This window comes from Marichromatium purpuratum 984, from assembly GCF_000224005.2.
Taxonomy (GTDB): Bacteria; Pseudomonadota; Gammaproteobacteria; order Chromatiales; family Chromatiaceae; genus Marichromatium; species Marichromatium purpuratum.
This window is the reverse complement of the sequence record NZ_CP007031.1, coordinates 2,887,163-2,902,592: the sequence shown is the minus strand read 5'-3', so window position 1 is coordinate 2,902,592 and position 15,430 is coordinate 2,887,163. Positions and strand designations below refer to the sequence as shown.

Annotated in this window: 13 protein-coding genes; 10 read left to right on the top strand and 3 right to left on the bottom strand. The window is 66.5% G+C overall.

The window, feature by feature from the left end; translation table 11 throughout:
* A complete protein-coding gene (locus MARPU_RS12575; protein WP_005221653.1) occupies nt 1-333 on the bottom strand; it encodes an STAS domain-containing protein in 333 nt (110 codons plus the stop codon).
* Between the two features lie 665 nt (nt 334-998).
* Between MARPU_RS12575 and MARPU_RS18090 the strand changes: the two genes are divergently transcribed.
* Genes MARPU_RS18090 through MARPU_RS12555 form a run of 4 tightly spaced genes read left to right on the top strand, consistent with a single transcriptional unit; the run spans nt 999 to nt 5,643 of the window.
* Nucleotides 999-3,047 (top strand): TonB-dependent receptor plug domain-containing protein, encoded by a 2,049-nt coding sequence (locus MARPU_RS18090; protein WP_269634254.1) that lies wholly within the window; start codon nt 999-1,001, stop codon nt 3,045-3,047.
* Between the two features lie 10 nt (nt 3,048-3,057).
* The gene (locus MARPU_RS12565) at nt 3,058-3,651 is read left to right on the top strand and encodes a YfiR family protein (RefSeq protein WP_005221657.1); all 594 of its coding nucleotides are present in this window, start codon (nt 3,058-3,060) and stop codon (nt 3,649-3,651) included.
* Nucleotides 3,644-5,143 (top strand): sensor domain-containing diguanylate cyclase, encoded by a 1,500-nt coding sequence (locus MARPU_RS12560; protein ID WP_025275329.1) that lies wholly within the window; start codon nt 3,644-3,646, stop codon nt 5,141-5,143. Before MARPU_RS12565 ends, MARPU_RS12560 begins: the two co-directional genes overlap by 8 nt.
* A 32-nt stretch (nt 5,144-5,175) precedes the next feature.
* Nucleotides 5,176-5,643, top strand: a complete 468-nt coding sequence (locus MARPU_RS12555; protein WP_005221660.1) for a c-type cytochrome — start codon at nt 5,176-5,178, stop codon at nt 5,641-5,643.
* Nucleotides 5,644-5,717: 74 nt separating this feature from the next.
* Here MARPU_RS12555 and MARPU_RS12550 read toward each other — a convergent pair whose 3' ends face one another.
* Nucleotides 5,718-6,416, bottom strand: coding sequence for a cytochrome b/b6 domain-containing protein (locus tag MARPU_RS12550; RefSeq protein WP_005221662.1), 699 nt, complete (start codon nt 6,414-6,416; stop codon nt 5,718-5,720).
* Nucleotides 6,417-6,787: 371 nt separating this feature from the next.
* On the opposite strand from MARPU_RS12550, the gene queC reads away from it, so the two are divergent.
* The 3 genes from queC to queE are packed head-to-tail and all read left to right on the top strand — an operon-like array spanning nt 6,788 to nt 9,215.
* A complete protein-coding gene (gene queC / locus MARPU_RS12545; protein WP_005221664.1) occupies nt 6,788-7,483 on the top strand; it encodes a 7-cyano-7-deazaguanine synthase QueC in 696 nt (231 codons plus the stop codon).
* Nucleotides 7,480-8,577: a 6-carboxytetrahydropterin synthase gene (locus tag MARPU_RS18220; protein ID WP_005221666.1), complete on the top strand. Its 1,098-nt coding sequence runs from the start codon at nt 7,480-7,482 to the stop codon at nt 8,575-8,577. Before queC ends, MARPU_RS18220 begins: the two co-directional genes overlap by 4 nt.
* Nucleotides 8,574-9,215 carry a 7-carboxy-7-deazaguanine synthase gene (gene queE, locus MARPU_RS12535; RefSeq protein ID WP_005221668.1) on the top strand — a complete coding sequence of 214 codons (642 nt, stop codon included), beginning with the start codon at nt 8,574-8,576 and terminating at the stop codon, nt 9,213-9,215. The genes MARPU_RS18220 and queE overlap by 4 nt, the downstream gene beginning before the upstream one ends.
* Before the next feature lie 195 nt (nt 9,216-9,410).
* On the opposite strand, the gene MARPU_RS12530 is transcribed toward queE, so the two are convergent.
* A complete protein-coding gene (locus MARPU_RS12530) occupies nt 9,411-10,334 on the bottom strand; it encodes an alpha/beta fold hydrolase (protein ID WP_005221670.1) in 924 nt (307 codons plus the stop codon).
* A gap of 190 nt (nt 10,335-10,524) precedes the next feature.
* Here MARPU_RS12530 and MARPU_RS12525 point away from each other — a divergent pair, with 190 nt between their 5' ends.
* Genes MARPU_RS12525 through MARPU_RS12515 form a run of 3 tightly spaced genes read left to right on the top strand, consistent with a single transcriptional unit; the run spans nt 10,525 to nt 15,425 of the window.
* Entirely contained in the window at nt 10,525-12,522 is a 1,998-nt protein-coding gene (locus MARPU_RS12525; protein ID WP_232229466.1) for a TonB-dependent receptor plug domain-containing protein, read from the top strand.
* Between the two features lie 13 nt (nt 12,523-12,535).
* Nucleotides 12,536-13,060, top strand: coding sequence for a YfiR family protein (locus MARPU_RS12520; protein ID WP_232229465.1), 525 nt, complete (start codon nt 12,536-12,538; stop codon nt 13,058-13,060).
* 1 nt (nt 13,061) lies between these two features.
* Nucleotides 13,062-15,425 carry an ATP-binding protein gene (locus MARPU_RS12515; protein ID WP_005221676.1) on the top strand — a complete coding sequence of 788 codons (2,364 nt, stop codon included), beginning with the start codon at nt 13,062-13,064 and terminating at the stop codon, nt 15,423-15,425.
* Nucleotides 15,426-15,430: the final 5 nt, after the last annotated feature.

Sequence of the window (15,430 nt, the reverse complement as noted above, 5' to 3'; positions counted from 1 at the left end):
CTAGACGGTCTCGAGCGCCATGGTGACGGAGTCATAGGTCTTGAAGATGGCGCCGAACCCCGCCATCTCGAACACGTCGCGGACATTGCCGCTCAAGTTGGCAAGCAGCAGGGCGCCGCCCTGTTGTTGTAGGGCCTTGGCGGTGACGATCAGCGAGCGCAGCCCGGCGCTGCTGATATAGGTGAGTTCGGTGAGATCGAGCACGATGCGGGTGGCACCGTCATCGACGAGCGCGAGCGCACGGCTCTCATAGCGCGGCGCGGTGAGGGTGTCGAGCCTGCCGCCGAGGGTGATGATCTGGGCGTTGGACGCTTGCTGAACGGCTAGCTCCATGGTTCGGTCACCTCGTTGTGGCGCGCCGGGCCGAAGGTCGCGGCAGGGGAGTCCCGGCACAGTGTCGGTGCCCCTCGCGAAGTCCTGGGTCTCGCGAGGGGCGTCCTTCAGCCGGAATGGCTGGCAAGGATGTCGAGGCCAGGCTCTTGGTTGCAGAAAGGCGGACAGCCTGCGAGCTGCTCTCCGACTGGCTGGGTCGGTACGACGGTCGGTTCTCCATGAGCCGAAACCGAGGAGGCGCCGGCGAATAGCCAACAATGCATGGACAGGGCGACCGAAGTGGCTCCCAGCGCTGATTTGATCAACATCGTTTAAGTCCCTTTTTCGCAATCACGTCCGATATGGTTGCAGGCGTCCCGATGCTAGCACCCGACTCGGTCATATTGGAAGGCAGCCTGGGGTGAGTGCCGTCGGCGGTGGCATGCCCCGATCTCGGCACGGTGCGCCGTGCGCGGGCTACGGCTGGTCGGTCCGCCTGTCAGGCCGGATTCCTGGGTGGCGTTTGGCATGCTCTAATCGGCGGGCCGATACCGAGAGGATGGGTGTGATCACCGCCTTCTCGATGTATTTCGAGGCCATGGGTCATGTTCCCACGCTCGATGTCCGCTTGATAGGGATGGACTCAACTCGAAGGAAGTCGAGGATGTATGGATTTGCTGTGTGACGTGTTCAGTCGATGGGGTGGCCGCTTGCGGGGGCGGCGATCCTGGCGGCTTGGCTGGTTACTCTGCGCCGTCGGGCTGGTGTGGTGTGGCAAGGGGCAGGGCACCACGCGCACCGAGGCTGATCAGATCGCGGGCTTGCTCGACCTGCTGGAAACCGAGACACAGCTGGCTACCCGTAGCGGGATGAACGCCGATTTCGTTCCCGGGATGGCGACCATTCTGCTCGGTGACGAGATGCTGGCGCGTGGTGCGCGTACCGTCTGGGAGGCACTGACTCTGGTCCCGGGGATGAGTCCGGCGCTCGAAGTGACCGGTGAACGGCAGGTGCTCAGTCGCGGGGTCGGACACGGGTATAGCTCGGGCAACATCAAGGTGTTGCTCGATGGGGTGTCGATGAACTCGACCCTGATGGCCACCGCCAACCCGGTACTCAACATGCCCATCGAGCAGGTCGAGCGCATCGAGGTGATCCGCGGGCCGGGCTCGTCGGTCCATGGCGAATATGCCTTTGCCGGGGTGGTCAATATCGTCACCCGCACACGAGAGCGCGTGCTCGGGGCAATCATCGCCGAGGGCGGCGCGCAGGGTGTGGCCGGACGGTGGTTCTGGGAGGATCCGGCGCGCGACCTGGAGATCTCGGTCAATCTGGCCGGCACCCAAGGCGATGGCGGCAAGGCCTGGGTCGAGCGCGACGCCCTGGATCCGCTCGGACTCACCGTACTGTCCAATGCGCCAGGACCGGCCAATGCCGCGTATCGTTATCGCTCGCTCTTTACCGATCTGCGCTGGGGTGAGAGTTTCGCCAAGCTGCGGCTGCTTGATGATGCCAATGGCGATCACTTCGGCATCAACCACTTTCTCCCACCCGATGACGGCAACCGGGCCGCGCGCCAGCGCTATGTGGCGCTGCAACTGGGGCATCGGTTGGCGCTCTCCGAGATGTTCGAACTCGAGCTGCGCGCTGCGGCCATCGAGCACCAGCGCGATCGCGATCGATTGTTCGTCTTCCCAGCCGGCTATCTGGCCGACGAGGCGGTGTTCATGGATCAGGACTACCGCGAGTACCGCTACGAGGCCGCCGCCGACCTGCACTGGCACGGACTCGAGGGACATCGCCTGCTCTTTGGTATCGAGGCGGCCCATGTCGAGGTCGATGAGGCGAGCTGGGCGTGGTCGGGGTTGCCGTTCGCGCTCGATCCAGAGTGGCTCGATACCGCCCGCTCGCGGCGAATCCTCAGCGCGCTGGTGCAGGACCAGTTCAGCCTCGGCGAGCGGGTGATGCTGACCGCGACGCTGCGCTATGACGACTACAGCGATGTCGGCTCCCTGGTCAGTCCCCGTCTTGCCGCGGTCTGGCGGATCGATGCGTCGAACATCCTCAAGTTGCAGTACGCGCGTGCCTTTCGTCCGCCGACCTTCTACGAACTGGAATACGCCCCGAAGGGCGACCTGCACGTCGGCGAGATCGCCAGCTACGAGCTTGGCTATATCTTCAAGCGTCCGGCCTGGGAGGCGCGCCTGATTCTCTTCCACTCCGATCTCACCCGCCCGATCCAGTTCGACGATCAGGACCTCGACGGCTTCGTCAATGGGCCGGACGCACGGTTGCAGGGTGTCGAGTTGGAGTACCAGTACCGCTTCGGCGCCCGCTTCAAGATCGACGCCAACCTCTCGCTGGTGGACGCGCGCCGGCGCGACAGCGACGAGCCACTGGCCGGTGGCGCCGACCTGCTGGCCAACCTTGCGCTGCTCTGGCGTCCGCACGAGCGTTGGACGGCCGCGCTGCAGCTGCGTCATGTCGGACCGCGGCATCGCGCCGAGCGCGACCCGCGCGATGCGGTCGATGCCAGCACCCAGCTCGACCTGACGGTGAACTATCGGCAGGTCGGTGGTGGTCCCTTCGTACACCTTGGGGTTAAGAACCTGACCGATACCGAGGTTTGGTTCCCCGATCAGCTCACCAGTTATGACGGGGTCGGACTGGTCTATCCCGACGGCTATCCGACGCCGGGACGGCGGTGGTGGCTGTCGGTCGGATACAGTTTCTGAGGGCGCTCCGATGTCGCGAGGGCGCGCGCTCATCACTCATCCGGCGTTCTGGTGGACACTGCTGCTGGGGCTTTGGCTGTACACTGGGCTGGCGCACGCCGAGCGGAGCGGGTTGTGGTCGGAGGACGAGCAGCGATTGCGCGTCGGACTGAAGCTCTTCCCCGCCTGTCTGGGGGCGCTCGAGAGGTTGGAGACGCATCTCGCTGCCGGTGGCGTGCTACACGTGGTGGTGGTCTACGAAGGCGCGCTGGAGACTGCGCGTCAGGCGGCCCAGGTGCTCGGAGGGGTTGCCTCGGTGCGCGACCATCCGCTGCGGGTCGAGACCCTGCCCGCGCACGAACTCGATGCCGAACGCTGGCGCAGGGGGCCACCGGGGGCGATCTTCGTCGCCACCCCCGGTCTCTCGGCCGGGCAGCTGCGCGCTTGGTCGCGCGAGCACGGCGTGCTGGTGTTCTCCCCCTTTGCCGGCGATGTCGAGCGTGGCGCCGTGGCCGGCCTGCACGTGGCCGACCGTATTCTGCCGCTGGTCAATCTCGGGCAGGCCGAGCGTGCCGGGATTCGGTTCCGCTCCTTCTTCCTGCAAGTGGCCAAGATCCATGAGTAGAGACGCAATGGCGGTGCCGAGCCAGGCGTCGCTGAGATTCGAGCGATTGTTGGCGCTGATCTTCGCGCTGCTGGGCGCGATCATCATCGCCATCAGCAGCGTCTACTGGATGTTCGCGCTCGAGCCATTGTTGCGCGAGCACTACGAGAGCCAGTCACGCGCCTTCGCCCAGGCCCAGGCTCCCGGTCTCGAGCGTCTGCTCGATGGCAGTGCCCGCCCCGAATATCTGCGTGGCGAGCTGCAGGCGGCGCTCGATGCCATCCTGCTGCTCGAGGATCAGTCGACCGGTATCGCCTTCATCCATCGCATCGAGCTGGTGCTCGACTACGAGATGCTGGATCTGCCTCGGGGGTGCCTTGACATGATCCGTGGCGAACTGGGCTGCGAGGGCTGCGTACTGGTGCCGATCGCGCTCTATCACCCGCGCGATCACCTGCTCGTCGGGGTGGCCCGGTTCTACGCCAATCCCGAGTTCCTGCAGCAACTGATCGCCGGGGTGCGCGGTAAGCTGCTGTGGGGGGCGGGGACGCTGCTGGTGCTGATCACGTTGGCCTGGGTCGGTATCAGCCGGTTGCTGCGCCGCCTCGGTGAGAGCGAGTCCAATCTGCGCAACGTCTTCGAGGCGGCCTCCTTCCCGATGGTGCTCCACGAGCCGGGACGGTGCACGCTGGCGCGAGCCAACGAGGCGGCACGTCGCTATCTCTCGCTCGAGGGCGAGGCCGGTGATCTGGGCAGCGAGGATTGGCGTTATCTGCTGGCCGCGGGGCTGCCGAGCGGTGATGGCGAACAGCGCGAGATGTGTATCCCCGCCGTGGACGGCGAGCTGCGCTGGGCACTGGTGTCGGTGGTCGGGCTGCGCTTCTCGGGCGGTCGCGGCAGGCTGGTGTCGCTGGTCGATGTCACCAGGCTGAAGGCGATCCAGGAGGAGCTGCGTGCGGCCTCCTTCACCGATGGACTGACCGGTCTCTACAACCGCCGCTATCTGTTCTCGATGCTGGGCAAAGAAGTGGACATGTTCCATCGCTATCACCAGCCGCTGTCGATCTTTCTCTTCGATCTCGACGACTTCAAGAAGATCAACGATCAGTACGGCCACCCGGTGGGCGACGAGGTGCTGGTGCGAGTGGCCGAGGAGCTGCGTCAGTGCGTGCGCGAGGTCGATGTGATCGGGCGCTATGGTGGCGAGGAGTTCATGGTGATCCTGCCCCATGCCCAGCTCTCGGCGGCCCGTGAGGTGGCCGAGCGGATCCGGGTGCAGATCGGCGCGCTGGCGTGGCCGCAGGCGGAGTTGCGGGTGACCATCAGTGGTGGCGTGTGCGAGTTCAACGGTATCTCCGTCGACGCCTTCGTCAAACTCGCCGATGACAGTCTCTATCGGGCGAAGAAGGCCGGTAAGGATCAGGTCTTGGCCGCTTTGTCGCCGACCGGGGTTGAATTACTCGATCAACGCCCTGAGACTGGGGGCGCTCGCCAGCATGGGCGAGACGGATGAACCGCGTCAGTTACGTTTAAGGGAGATTGTCAATGAAACGCATGCCAGCCAGCGCTGTCGCCGGCGTCCTCGCCGTCGCGCTCGCCAGTGTCGCCTCCGCCGCCGAGCTCAAGCCCGAGGATCAGATCCAGTATCGTCAGGCCGGCTATAGCTTCATGGCTTGGAACATGGGCAAGATCAAGGCCAACCTCCAGGGTGACTTTGATCAGGGGCAGGTCGAGGCTGCGGCCAACGCCATCGCCGCGATCGCCAACTCGGGCATGGGCGCGCTCTACGGTCCCGGCACCGACAAGGACGTGGGCGACGTCGAGACCGCCGTCAAGCCCGAGTTCTTTGAGAACATGGAAGAGGTCGGCAAGGTGGCGCGTAACTTCATCGCCGCCGCCAACAACATGGCCGAGGTCGCTGCCGGTGGCGATCAGGCCGCGGCGCAGGATGCCTTCGGCAAGCTCGGCCAGAGCTGCAAGTCCTGTCACGACAAGTTCCGCGCCGACGACTGATCGCCCGGCCCGGGTCCGGTGACGGACCCATGGAACGACGAGGCCGCCTTCGGGCGGCCTCTTGCGTTATCGCCTCACCAGGCCGGGATGCTGCCCGGCGGTGGTGGCGGTGGCGGGGCGGGCAAGAGCCCGCCGGCGGCGATCCACACCACCAGCGCCGCAACCAGTAGCGCGAACACCAGGGCGATCGGTCCACCGCCGCGCGCCGAGGGGATGGCGGGGTCGTCGACCTCCTTGACGCCGTTGATCATCGGGATGACCAGATTGTTCTTGCGCACCAGGGCATAGAACAGCATCGCCGCCACGTGCAGCGAGACCAGCGCGATGATCAGCCAGTAGGCCTGGCGGTGCAGCCCGATCAGCCAGTCGCTGACGTCCTTCGAGACCAGCGGGTAGAGCGGGCCCTCGAAGGCGATGTCGTCGTTGCCAAAGAGTCCGGTGAGGGTCTGGATGGCGAGGATGCCGAGCAGCACCAGCACCGAGACCGCGCCGATCGGGTTGTGACCGACGCCGTGCCAGCGTCCGCGCAGATAGTCGAGCACCGCGCGCGGACCGCGCACGAACTGACCGAAACGGGCGTAGGTCGAGCCGACCAGGCCCCAGGTGATGCGAAAGGCGATCAGGCCGGCGATTGCCAGTCCGATCCAGCCGTGCCAGGTCATCAGGTTGCCGCCGATCTCGCCGGTGACGTAGGCCGCCACCACCAGCGCGAACAGCAGCCAGTGCACGACCCGGGTCGGCAGGTCCCAGAGCCGGATACGGTATGCTTGCATGATGATCGATCCATGGTTCGGTTGAGTCCGGGGCGTGATCGGTCACGCCCCCGGATAAGGGCCGTCGCGCCTCGGGCGGCGACGGTTCCGGGCGGCGGGCGCTGATGATCGTCGTTGCGCGCGCAGCGCGCGCGGCGCGACAATCCCGGCGCGAGTCCGCGAGTCCGCGAGTCCGCGAGTCCGCGAGTCCGCGAGTCCGCGAGTCCGCGAGTCCGCGAGTCCGCGAGTCCGCGAGTCCGCGAGTCCGCGAGTCCGCGAGTCCGCCCGCTGCGGGGTTCGACGCCCGTGCTCGTCATCAGTTTCACCCACCGGGTCGAACCCTGCCAAGCACGCCCCGGCGGACAATCGCTTTTTTTCGGAGACACGACCCAATGACCCCAGCAGTGGTGCTGCTCAGCGGTGGCCTCGACTCGACCACCGTGCTCGCGATCGCCAAGGATCAGGGCTTCGCCCCCCATGCGCTGTCGTTTCGCTATGGTCAGCGCCATGGCTGCGAGCTTGACGCCGCCGCGCGGGTGGCCGCGCAGCTCGGGGTGGTCGAGCACGTGATTGCCGATATCGATCTGCGCCGCTTCGGCGGCTCGGCGCTGACCGCCGATATCGCGGTGCCCAAGGGGCGCGACCCGGAGGAGATGGAGACGACGATCCCGGTCACCTATGTCCCGGCGCGCAACACCGTGTTCCTGTCCTTCGCCCTGGCCTGGGCCGAGACCCTGGGGGCGAGCGATATCTTCATCGGTGTCAACGCGCTCGACTACTCCGGCTATCCCGACTGTCGCCCCGAGTACATCGCCGCCTACGAGCAGATGGCCAATCTCGCCACCGTCGCCGGGGTCGAGGGGCGTCAGCGGTTGCGCATCCACACCCCGCTGATCGACCTGACCAAGGCCGGGATCATCCGGCGCGGGCTGGCGCTCGGCGTCGACTACGCCCTCACCTCCAGTTGCTACGACCCCGACGCGCACGGTCGTCCCTGTGGCGGCTGCGACTCCTGCCTGCTGCGCGCCAAGGGTTTCGCCGAGGCCGGGATCGCCGATCCACTGCTCAACCGATTCGAGACCCCATGACCGAACGCCTGCTCCATGTCGCCGCCGTCCCCTTCGAGGCGGCCCGTCACGTCTCCGTGCTGCCCGCCGGGCACCGTTGCCGCGCGCTCCACGGCCACAGCTTCCTCGCCCGGGTTCGCGCCGAGCTGGCGCCCGGCTGGGCGCCCTTCGCCGGCGCCGAGACCGACGCGCTGCGCGAGCGGCTCGCCGAGGCGGTCGCGCCGCTCGACTACGCCGATCTCAACACCCGGCTGCGGGTGCCCACCGACGAGAACCTGGCGCGCTGGGTGCGCGATCATCTCGCGCTCGACGGGGTCGAGTCGGTCGGTATCCACAGCACCCGCGATCAGGGTGTCGACCTCGATGCCGACGGCCACTGTCACCTGTGGCGGCGCTTCCGCTTCGAGTCCGCGCACCAGCTGCCCAACGTCCCCGAGGGACATCAGTGTGGGCGGATGCACGGTCACGGCTTCGAGGTCATCCTCCATGCCGACCAGACCCTCGCCGAGGATCAGGATATGGGGGTCGACTACGACCGTATCGACACCCTCTGGGCGCCGCTCGGCGCCGCGCTCGACCACGCCTGTCTCAACGACATCCCCGGGCTCGAGAACCCCACCAGCGAGATGCTCGCCGCCTGGATCTGGGCGCGGCTCAAGCCCGAATTCGCGCCGCTGTCCTGGGTCAGCGTCTACGAGACGGCGACCGCCGGCTGCCAGTTCGACGGCAGCAGCTACCGGATCTGGAAGGAGCAGCGTTTCGAGAGCGCGCTCTGTCTGAGCGCCGCGCCTGAGGGTGATGCGCGCCGTCGGCTGCACGGTCACAGCTATCTGCTGCGGCTGCATCTGTGCGCGCCGCTCGACCGGGTGATGGGCTGGACGGTCGATTACGGCGACGTCAAGCGGCTGTTCAAGCCGGTCTATACGCGCCTCGATCATCACCGTCTCGATATCCTGCCGGGGATCGACCAGGCCGCGCCGGGGGCGCTGGCGCGCTGGATTCGCGCCGAGGTCGGCGATGCGCTGCCCGCGCTCGATCGGATCGACCTGCACCAGACCCCGGGTTGCGGCGCGGTGCTCAGTTGGGGGCCGCAGGGCCCGGCGCTGCCGGTATGAGTTACGCGGTCAAGGAGGTCTTCTACACCCTTCAGGGTGAGGGCGCCCAGGCGGGTCGCGCGGCGGTGTTCTGTCGCTTTGCCGGCTGCAACCTGTGGTCGGGACTGGAGCGTGACCGCGCCACCGCGCGCTGTCGCTTCTGCGATACCGATTTCCGTGGCACCGATGGCGAGGGTGGCGGACACTTCGCCGACGCCGAGCAGCTGGCCGCCGCGATCGTCGCGTGCTGGCCCCGCGCCGCCGCCCTTGGCGCGACACCCTATGTGGTGTGCACCGGGGGCGAGCCGGCGCTGCAGCTCGATGATGTACTGGTCGCGGCGCTCCACGCGCGCGGTTTCGAGGTCGGGGTCGAGACCAACGGGACCCTGGCATTGCCCGGGGGGATCGATTGGGTCTGTGTCAGCCCCAAGGCCGGGGCCGAGCTGGTGGTGCGCCGCGGCGACGAACTCAAGCTGATCTATCCGCAGCCCGGCGCCGAGCCGGAGCGATACATCGCGCTCGACTTCGATCATCACGTCCTTCAGCCGCTTGACGACGCCGAGCGCGCGGTTCACACCGAGGCCGCCGCCGCTTACTGTCTCGCCGACCCGCGCTGGCGGCTCGGCATCCAGATGCACAAGCTCGTCGGGCTGCCCTGAGGGTGAGCGGTCGACCGCCAGTCGCCAGTCTGCCCTCGATCGCTGGAGCCAAGAACACAGGTGAGCTGATCGCGGTTGACGGCAAGCGGCGCTGGCGCTGCGGATACATGCCCACTGGAGGCTGATGGCCGACAGCTGGCGGCTTTATTAACCCCCTTTGCGCCTTCGCAGTTCAATCCGTTGGTCGCTGGTGCTTCAGGATTCTGTCCAGAAGGCGTCGAGCGTGGCGATGGTTGCCTCGGGATGCTCCCAGTGCGGCAAGCCAAGGTGTGGGGCCAGGGTCTCGCTGCGCCAGTTGGGATGGTCGGCGAGGAAGTCGGGCAGGGCGGTGAAGTCGATGTAGGGGTCGCGGTCGGCGATCACCAGCACCGGCAGATCGGTGAGCCGGCTGTAGAGGCGTTCGCGCGCCTTGCGGGTGAACAGCAGGGTGGAGAGGAAGTGGAGCGGTGCGTGATGGGCACCGGGCTGGTGCGAGGTGGCGTGGGCGTAATCGATCAGCGCCTGTGGTGGCGCGCCGGTGAAGGAGCGTCCGAGATAGTGACGGATGCTCGGTCGCGAGGCGACCAGGGCATAGAGCGCACGCCCGAGCAGTGGCAGGGTGAGAATTCGGCGCAGACGGTGTCCGGTGCGCTCACTGGGAAGTTCGCGGCTGGTGAAGCCGGTCGGTGAGATCAGCGTGAGCGAGGTGACGCGCGCCGGCGCGGTGAGCGCGGCGCGGGCGGCGAACTCGCTGCTCAACGACAGTGCCAGCAGATCGGCGGGGGCGTCGACAACCTGCTCGAGGAACTCGTTGATCGCGGTGGCGAACAGCTCGGGGGTATAGCGGCGCGCCGGTCGCTCCGAGTGTCCGAAACCGGGCAGTTCCAGGCTGTAGACCGGGCGCTTGCCACGATAGTGCTCGAACAGTGGACGGAGTTCGTAGCTACTGGGCGCGGCGTTGATGCTGTGGATCAGCACCAATGGGCGTCCCGTTGCGGTGGTGTCGGCGTAGTAGGCGAGCCTGCCGCTGGTCCCCCGCAGGGTGTCGCGCCGGGCATCGAGCGCGTCGCTCAGTGTCGCGCGCTGCGCGACGTGTCGGCCCGCTGGTGCGGTGGGAGAAGAGTGAATGACGTTGCTCATGAGGTGCCTCTCGGGTCGATGTTGGCGATGGCCGGATCCTACCCGATGTGACGCCTGGGCGTTTATAGTGCGACGTGGTATCGATCATCGACCAGGGATTGGTGTGCGGGATGGTGATGGCACGTTCGCCAGAACACGGTGGAGGCAGTCTATGACTATGCGGGTGGCGGCGGGATGGATTCTGCCCCTGGTGACATCCTTGCTGGTGATGCCGGTGCGCGGCGAGGATCTGACCGAACTCAGTCTGGAAGAGCTGCTCGATGTCGAGGTGACCTCGGTCGGCAAGAAGTCCCAGGCGCTCGCCGATGCCGCCGCTGCGGTGTTCGTGATCGATGCCGAGGACATCCGGCGCAGCGGCGCGACGGCGCTGCCCGAGTTGTTGCGGATGGTCCCGGGGCTGCAGGTCAGCCGGCTCGACGCCAACAAGTGGGCGGTCTCGGCGCGCGGTTTCAATGGCCGCTTCGCCAACAAGCTGCTGGTGTTGATCGACGGTCGTACCCTCTATACGCCGAGCTTCTCCGGCGTCTACTGGGAGCAGCAGAATCCGCTGCTCGAGGATATCGAGCGTATCGAGGTGATCCGCGGTCCGGGCGCGACCCTGTGGGGGGCCAATGCGGTCAACGGCGTGATCAATATCATCACCCGCTCGGCCGAGAGTACCCTGGGTACGCTGGTGAGCCTCGGCGCCGGCTCCGAGCAGCGGGCGCTGGCGGCGCTGCGTTATGGCGCCGAGATCGCGCCCGATACCTTCGCCCGGGTCTATGCCAAGTATCAGGATCATGACGCGCTGATCACCCTCGACGGTGACGGTGGTCGTGACGACTGGGACAGTGGCCAGGGCGGTTTCCGCATCGACTCGCGCCTCACCGATGGCAATCGGTTCACGTTCCAGGGCGATCTCTATCGCAGCAATCTGCGCCAGCAGCTGAGCATTCCCGCCCCCGAGGTGCTGCCAGAGCGCTATGTCGCGGTCGACGACCGACTGCAGGCCAGCGGCGTGAACTTCCTGGCACGCTGGGAGCGGGCGCTGTCGGTCAGCTCGCAGGTGTCGCTGCAGCTCTACTACGACCATGTCGAGCGCGACGAGTACTATGTCTCGCAGCGCCACGACATCCTCGATGTCGAGTTCCAGCACCGGGTGATGTTGGGTTCGCGTCATGACCTGGTCTGGGGGCTCGGCTACCGGCATGTCGCCGACGACTTCAGTGGCGATGTGCTGGTCGACCTCGCCCCGGATGCCGAGTCGCGCGAACTCTGGAACGGCTTCCTCCAGGACGAGATCGATCTGGTGCCGGGGCGCTTGCACCTGACCCTGGGAAGCAAGTTCGAGCACAACGACTACACCGGGTTCGAGCTGCAACCCAATATCCGGCTGCTGTGGCACGCCTCGGATCGGTCTACGCTTTGGGCCTCGGTCTCGCGCGCGGTGCGTACCCCGTCGCGCGCCGAGCGCAGCGCCGAGGTCTGGGCGCGCGTCATCGACTCCGGGCTCGCCACGCCTTGGCCGCCGTCGCTGGTATTCGCCACCGCCGGTAACGACGATTTCGTCTCCGAGTCGCTGATCGCCTATGAGCTGGGTTGGCGGCTGGCTCCATCGTCGCGGCTGAGCCTGGATCTCACGCTGTTCTACAACGACTATGACGATCTGCGTTCCTCGGGCGACGCCGTGTTGCAGACCGGTGTCGATGGCGATGCGCTCTACTTCAGCCTGCCCTTCGACAACCAGGCCAGCGGGTCTGGTTATGGCGTTGAACTCGCCGCCGAGTGGCAGTTGCGCGAGTGGTGGCGGCTGGCGTTGGCCTATGGCTATCTCGAGGTCGATCTCGAGGTGCCGGAGACCAGTCTCGATCGCAGCAACGAGACCCTGGCGCGTGCCGATCCGCGCCAGCAGTTCTCGCTGCGCTCGTTGATGAACCCGCGCGAGGATATCGACCTCGATCTGTGGCTGCGCTATGTCGATTCGAGTTACCCGCCGTTCGACATCGGTCGGTTCAGCGACAGCCGCATCCCCGCCTATTGGGAGCTGGATGTCCGCTTGGCCTGGCGCCCGCGCGCGGGCTTGGAGCTTGCCCTTGTGGGACAGAATCTGCTGAGTCCCGCGCATCCGGAAGGCTACCCGGAGGCCTTCGCAGCCTTGCCGCTGGAGGTCCAGCGCGGCGTCTATGCCTCGGTTCGTCTCGAGTTCTGAGCGCTCTCGGCGCGTGGCTCGACGTATGCGGCGGCGCGCTGGGGTGCTGCTGGTCTCGACGCTGCTCTATGGCACTGCGGTATGCGCCGGCGTCGAGGAGGGCGAGTTGATGGCTGCCTATCTCTACAATTTCTCCAAGTTCATCCATTGGCCACCCCGCGCCGAGTCCCTGCAGCTGTGCGTCTATGGACGCAGCGAGTCGATCCAGGCATTGGAAGCGCTGACCGGCAAGCAGGTCCAGGGGAGACTGATGACGGTCGTGCGTCGTTCGCGTGGCGAGTCGCTCGAGAGCTGTCACATCGTCTATGTCGCCGACTCCGAGCGTCCCTTTCTTGCCGCGGTGCTGAGATCGCTTGCCGGACGGCCGGTGCTCACGGTGAGCGAGATCCCCGAGTTTGTCGCCGCCGGCGGCATGGTGCGCTTCGTGCGCGTTGAGCGCAGGCTGCGCTTCGAGATCAATGCCGCCAGTGCCCGGGCCGCGGGACTGGGGATCAGCTCGCAGCTGCTGAAACTGGCCGTCGACGTGGTGAGGGACTGAGATGAGACACTGGCTGGAGCAGCTCTCGATCCGCTACAAGCTGATGCTGCTGATGCTGGTGGTGGCGGTCGCGGTATTGCTGCTCTCCGGGGTGAGCCACGGACTCAACCAGCGTCAGGTGCTGCAGCGCAGTGCCATCGATGAACTCAATGCGCTGGGTGGCATGCTCGCCTATAACGTCGCCGCGGCGCTGACCTTCGATGATCCCGAGGCCGCGGCTCGGACCCTGGCGGCGCTCGCCGATCGCCCGCAGCTGCTCGGGGCCTATGTCTACGATCTCGACGGCGGGCTGTTCGCGCGCTACCCGCCGAGCGCCGAGCCCCTGCCGCCGGACGAGTACGGTCCTGACGGCAAGGGACATCCGGGCATCGGCATCGAGCCCGATCATCTGCACGTGGTGCGCGCCATCGTCATCGATGGCGAGGTCATCGGCCATGTCCATCTGCTCGACACCCCCGCGCGGGTGCGTGCGGCGCTCAACCGCTCGCTGGCGATCAGCACGCTTACCCTGGTCGTGGCGGTGGTCGCCGCCCTGCTGCTGGCGCACTGGCTGCAGCGGCTGGTCTCGGCGCCGATCCTCTCGCTGACCCGGGCGATGGAGCGGGTCTCGAGCGCGCGCGACTACGGCGTGCGGGTGAGCGAGTCGCGTGGCGACGAACTCGGTTCGCTGGTCCACGGCTTCAACGACATGCTCGACCAGATCCAGCAGCGCGATCTCCGGCTTGAGAGCTATCGGGAGGATCTCGAGCGTCAGGTGCATGCGCGTACCCGCGAACTCGAGCGCACCGTGGCCGCGCTGGCCGAGGCACGCGATCGCGCCGAGGCGGCGAGCCGGGCCAAGAGCGACTTCCTTGCCACCATGAGCCACGAGATTCGCACCCCGATGAACGCGGTGCTCGGCATGGCCGAGCTGTTGCGCAAGAGTGGGTTGAATGCTCGTCAGATCCGCTTTGCCGAGACCATCCAGCGCTCGGGTGAGGCGTTGCTCGAGATCATCAACGACATCCTCGACTTCTCCAAGATCGAGGCCGGGCGGTTGAGCCTGGAGCGTTACGACTTCGAGCTGCGGGCACTGATCGAGGGCACGGTGCTGTTGTTCGCCGAGTCGGCGAGCATCCAGGGGCTGCGGCTCGAGACCGAGCTGGCCGATGACCTGCCGGCGCGGGTCAATGGCGATGGCGCGCGGTTGCGTCAGATCCTGATGAACCTGATCGGCAATGCGGTCAAGTTCACCGCTGCCGGCGAGATCCGGGTGCGCGCGATGATCCGGCGCCGCGCGCATGGTGGACTGATCCTGGTCGTGGCGGTCAGCGATACCGGTCCCGGCATCGATCCGATACAGCAGGATGAGATCTTCGAGGCATTCGCCCAGGGTGACGGCTCGATCACCCGCAACTATGGTGGCACCGGGCTGGGGCTGGCGATCTGTCGCCAGCTGGCGCGGATGATGGAGGGTGATATCCGGGTCGACAGCGTTCCGGGGCGAGGGGCCACCTTTACCCTCGAGGCGCGGTTCGACGAGGCCTGTGGTCGAGTTTGTCCCGGTACACTGGATATCGACCAGGTCGAGTCCGAACTCGGACCCGAACCGGATTCGACCCTACGAGGCCGGGTTCTGCTCGTCGAGGACAATCCGGTGAACCAGGAGATGGCGACGCTGATGCTCGAGGACCTCGGACTCGAGGTCGCCATCGCCGATAATGGAGATGAAGCGGTCAAGGCGTTCGCGCACGATGCGTTCGATCTGATACTGATGGACTGTCATATGCCGGTGATGGACGGGTTCAGCGCCACTGCGGCGATCCGTCGATGTGAGCGCGAGCAGGGGGCTGTCTCACCGGTCCCGATCATTGCACTCACCGCCAACGTGCAGAAGGGGATCGAGCAGCGCTGTGACGAGGCCGGTATGAACGGTTATCTGAGCAAGCCCTTCTCCCAGCGCCAGCTTGCCGCACGCATCGCTCCCTGGGTCGTCGCCACCTCGCCCGAGGTGGCGGGCGGCGATGAGACGCCGGCACTGCTCGACCCGGCGGTACTCGACTCGATTCGGGCATTGCGTCGCGGTGGTCGCCCCGATCCGCTGGTCAAGGTGATCGGCCTGTATCTCGACAGCGCGCCGAGACTGATGTCGGAGCTGCGCCAGGGGTTGGAGAGCGGCAGTGCCGAGGTGGTCCAGCTGACTGCGCATACCCTCAAGTCGAGTAGCGCCAATCTCGGCGCCCACGGTTTCGCCGCGACCTGTCGCGTCCTCGAACGGCTCGCCCGTGCTGGCGCACTGGATGAGGCGGGCGGTACTCTCGCGGCTGCCGAGGTCCAGTTCCAAGAACTCGTTGCCGCACTCGAGCGGCTGCAGCGCGACTCCTGAGGATA

What these genes read in the sequence shown, in the direction of transcription:
- MARPU_RS12575 (WP_005221653.1), bottom strand. Translation starts at nt 333, where the DNA reads ATGGAGCTAGCCGTTCAGCAAGCGTCCAACGCCCAGATCATCACCCTC.
- MARPU_RS12565 (WP_005221657.1), top strand. Translation starts at nt 3,058, where the DNA reads ATGTCGCGAGGGCGCGCGCTCATCACTCATCCGGCGTTCTGGTGGACA.
- MARPU_RS12560 (WP_025275329.1), top strand. Translation starts at nt 3,644, where the DNA reads ATGAGTAGAGACGCAATGGCGGTGCCGAGCCAGGCGTCGCTGAGATTC.
- MARPU_RS12555 (WP_005221660.1), top strand. Translation starts at nt 5,176, where the DNA reads ATGAAACGCATGCCAGCCAGCGCTGTCGCCGGCGTCCTCGCCGTCGCG.
- MARPU_RS12550 (WP_005221662.1), bottom strand. Translation starts at nt 6,416, where the DNA reads ATGCAAGCATACCGTATCCGGCTCTGGGACCTGCCGACCCGGGTCGTG.
- queC (WP_005221664.1), top strand. Translation starts at nt 6,788, where the DNA reads ATGACCCCAGCAGTGGTGCTGCTCAGCGGTGGCCTCGACTCGACCACC.
- MARPU_RS18220 (WP_005221666.1), top strand. Translation starts at nt 7,480, where the DNA reads ATGACCGAACGCCTGCTCCATGTCGCCGCCGTCCCCTTCGAGGCGGCC.
- queE (WP_005221668.1), top strand. Translation starts at nt 8,574, where the DNA reads ATGAGTTACGCGGTCAAGGAGGTCTTCTACACCCTTCAGGGTGAGGGC.
- MARPU_RS12530 (WP_005221670.1), bottom strand. Translation starts at nt 10,334, where the DNA reads ATGAGCAACGTCATTCACTCTTCTCCCACCGCACCAGCGGGCCGACAC.
- MARPU_RS12515 (WP_005221676.1), top strand. Translation starts at nt 13,062, where the DNA reads ATGAGACACTGGCTGGAGCAGCTCTCGATCCGCTACAAGCTGATGCTG.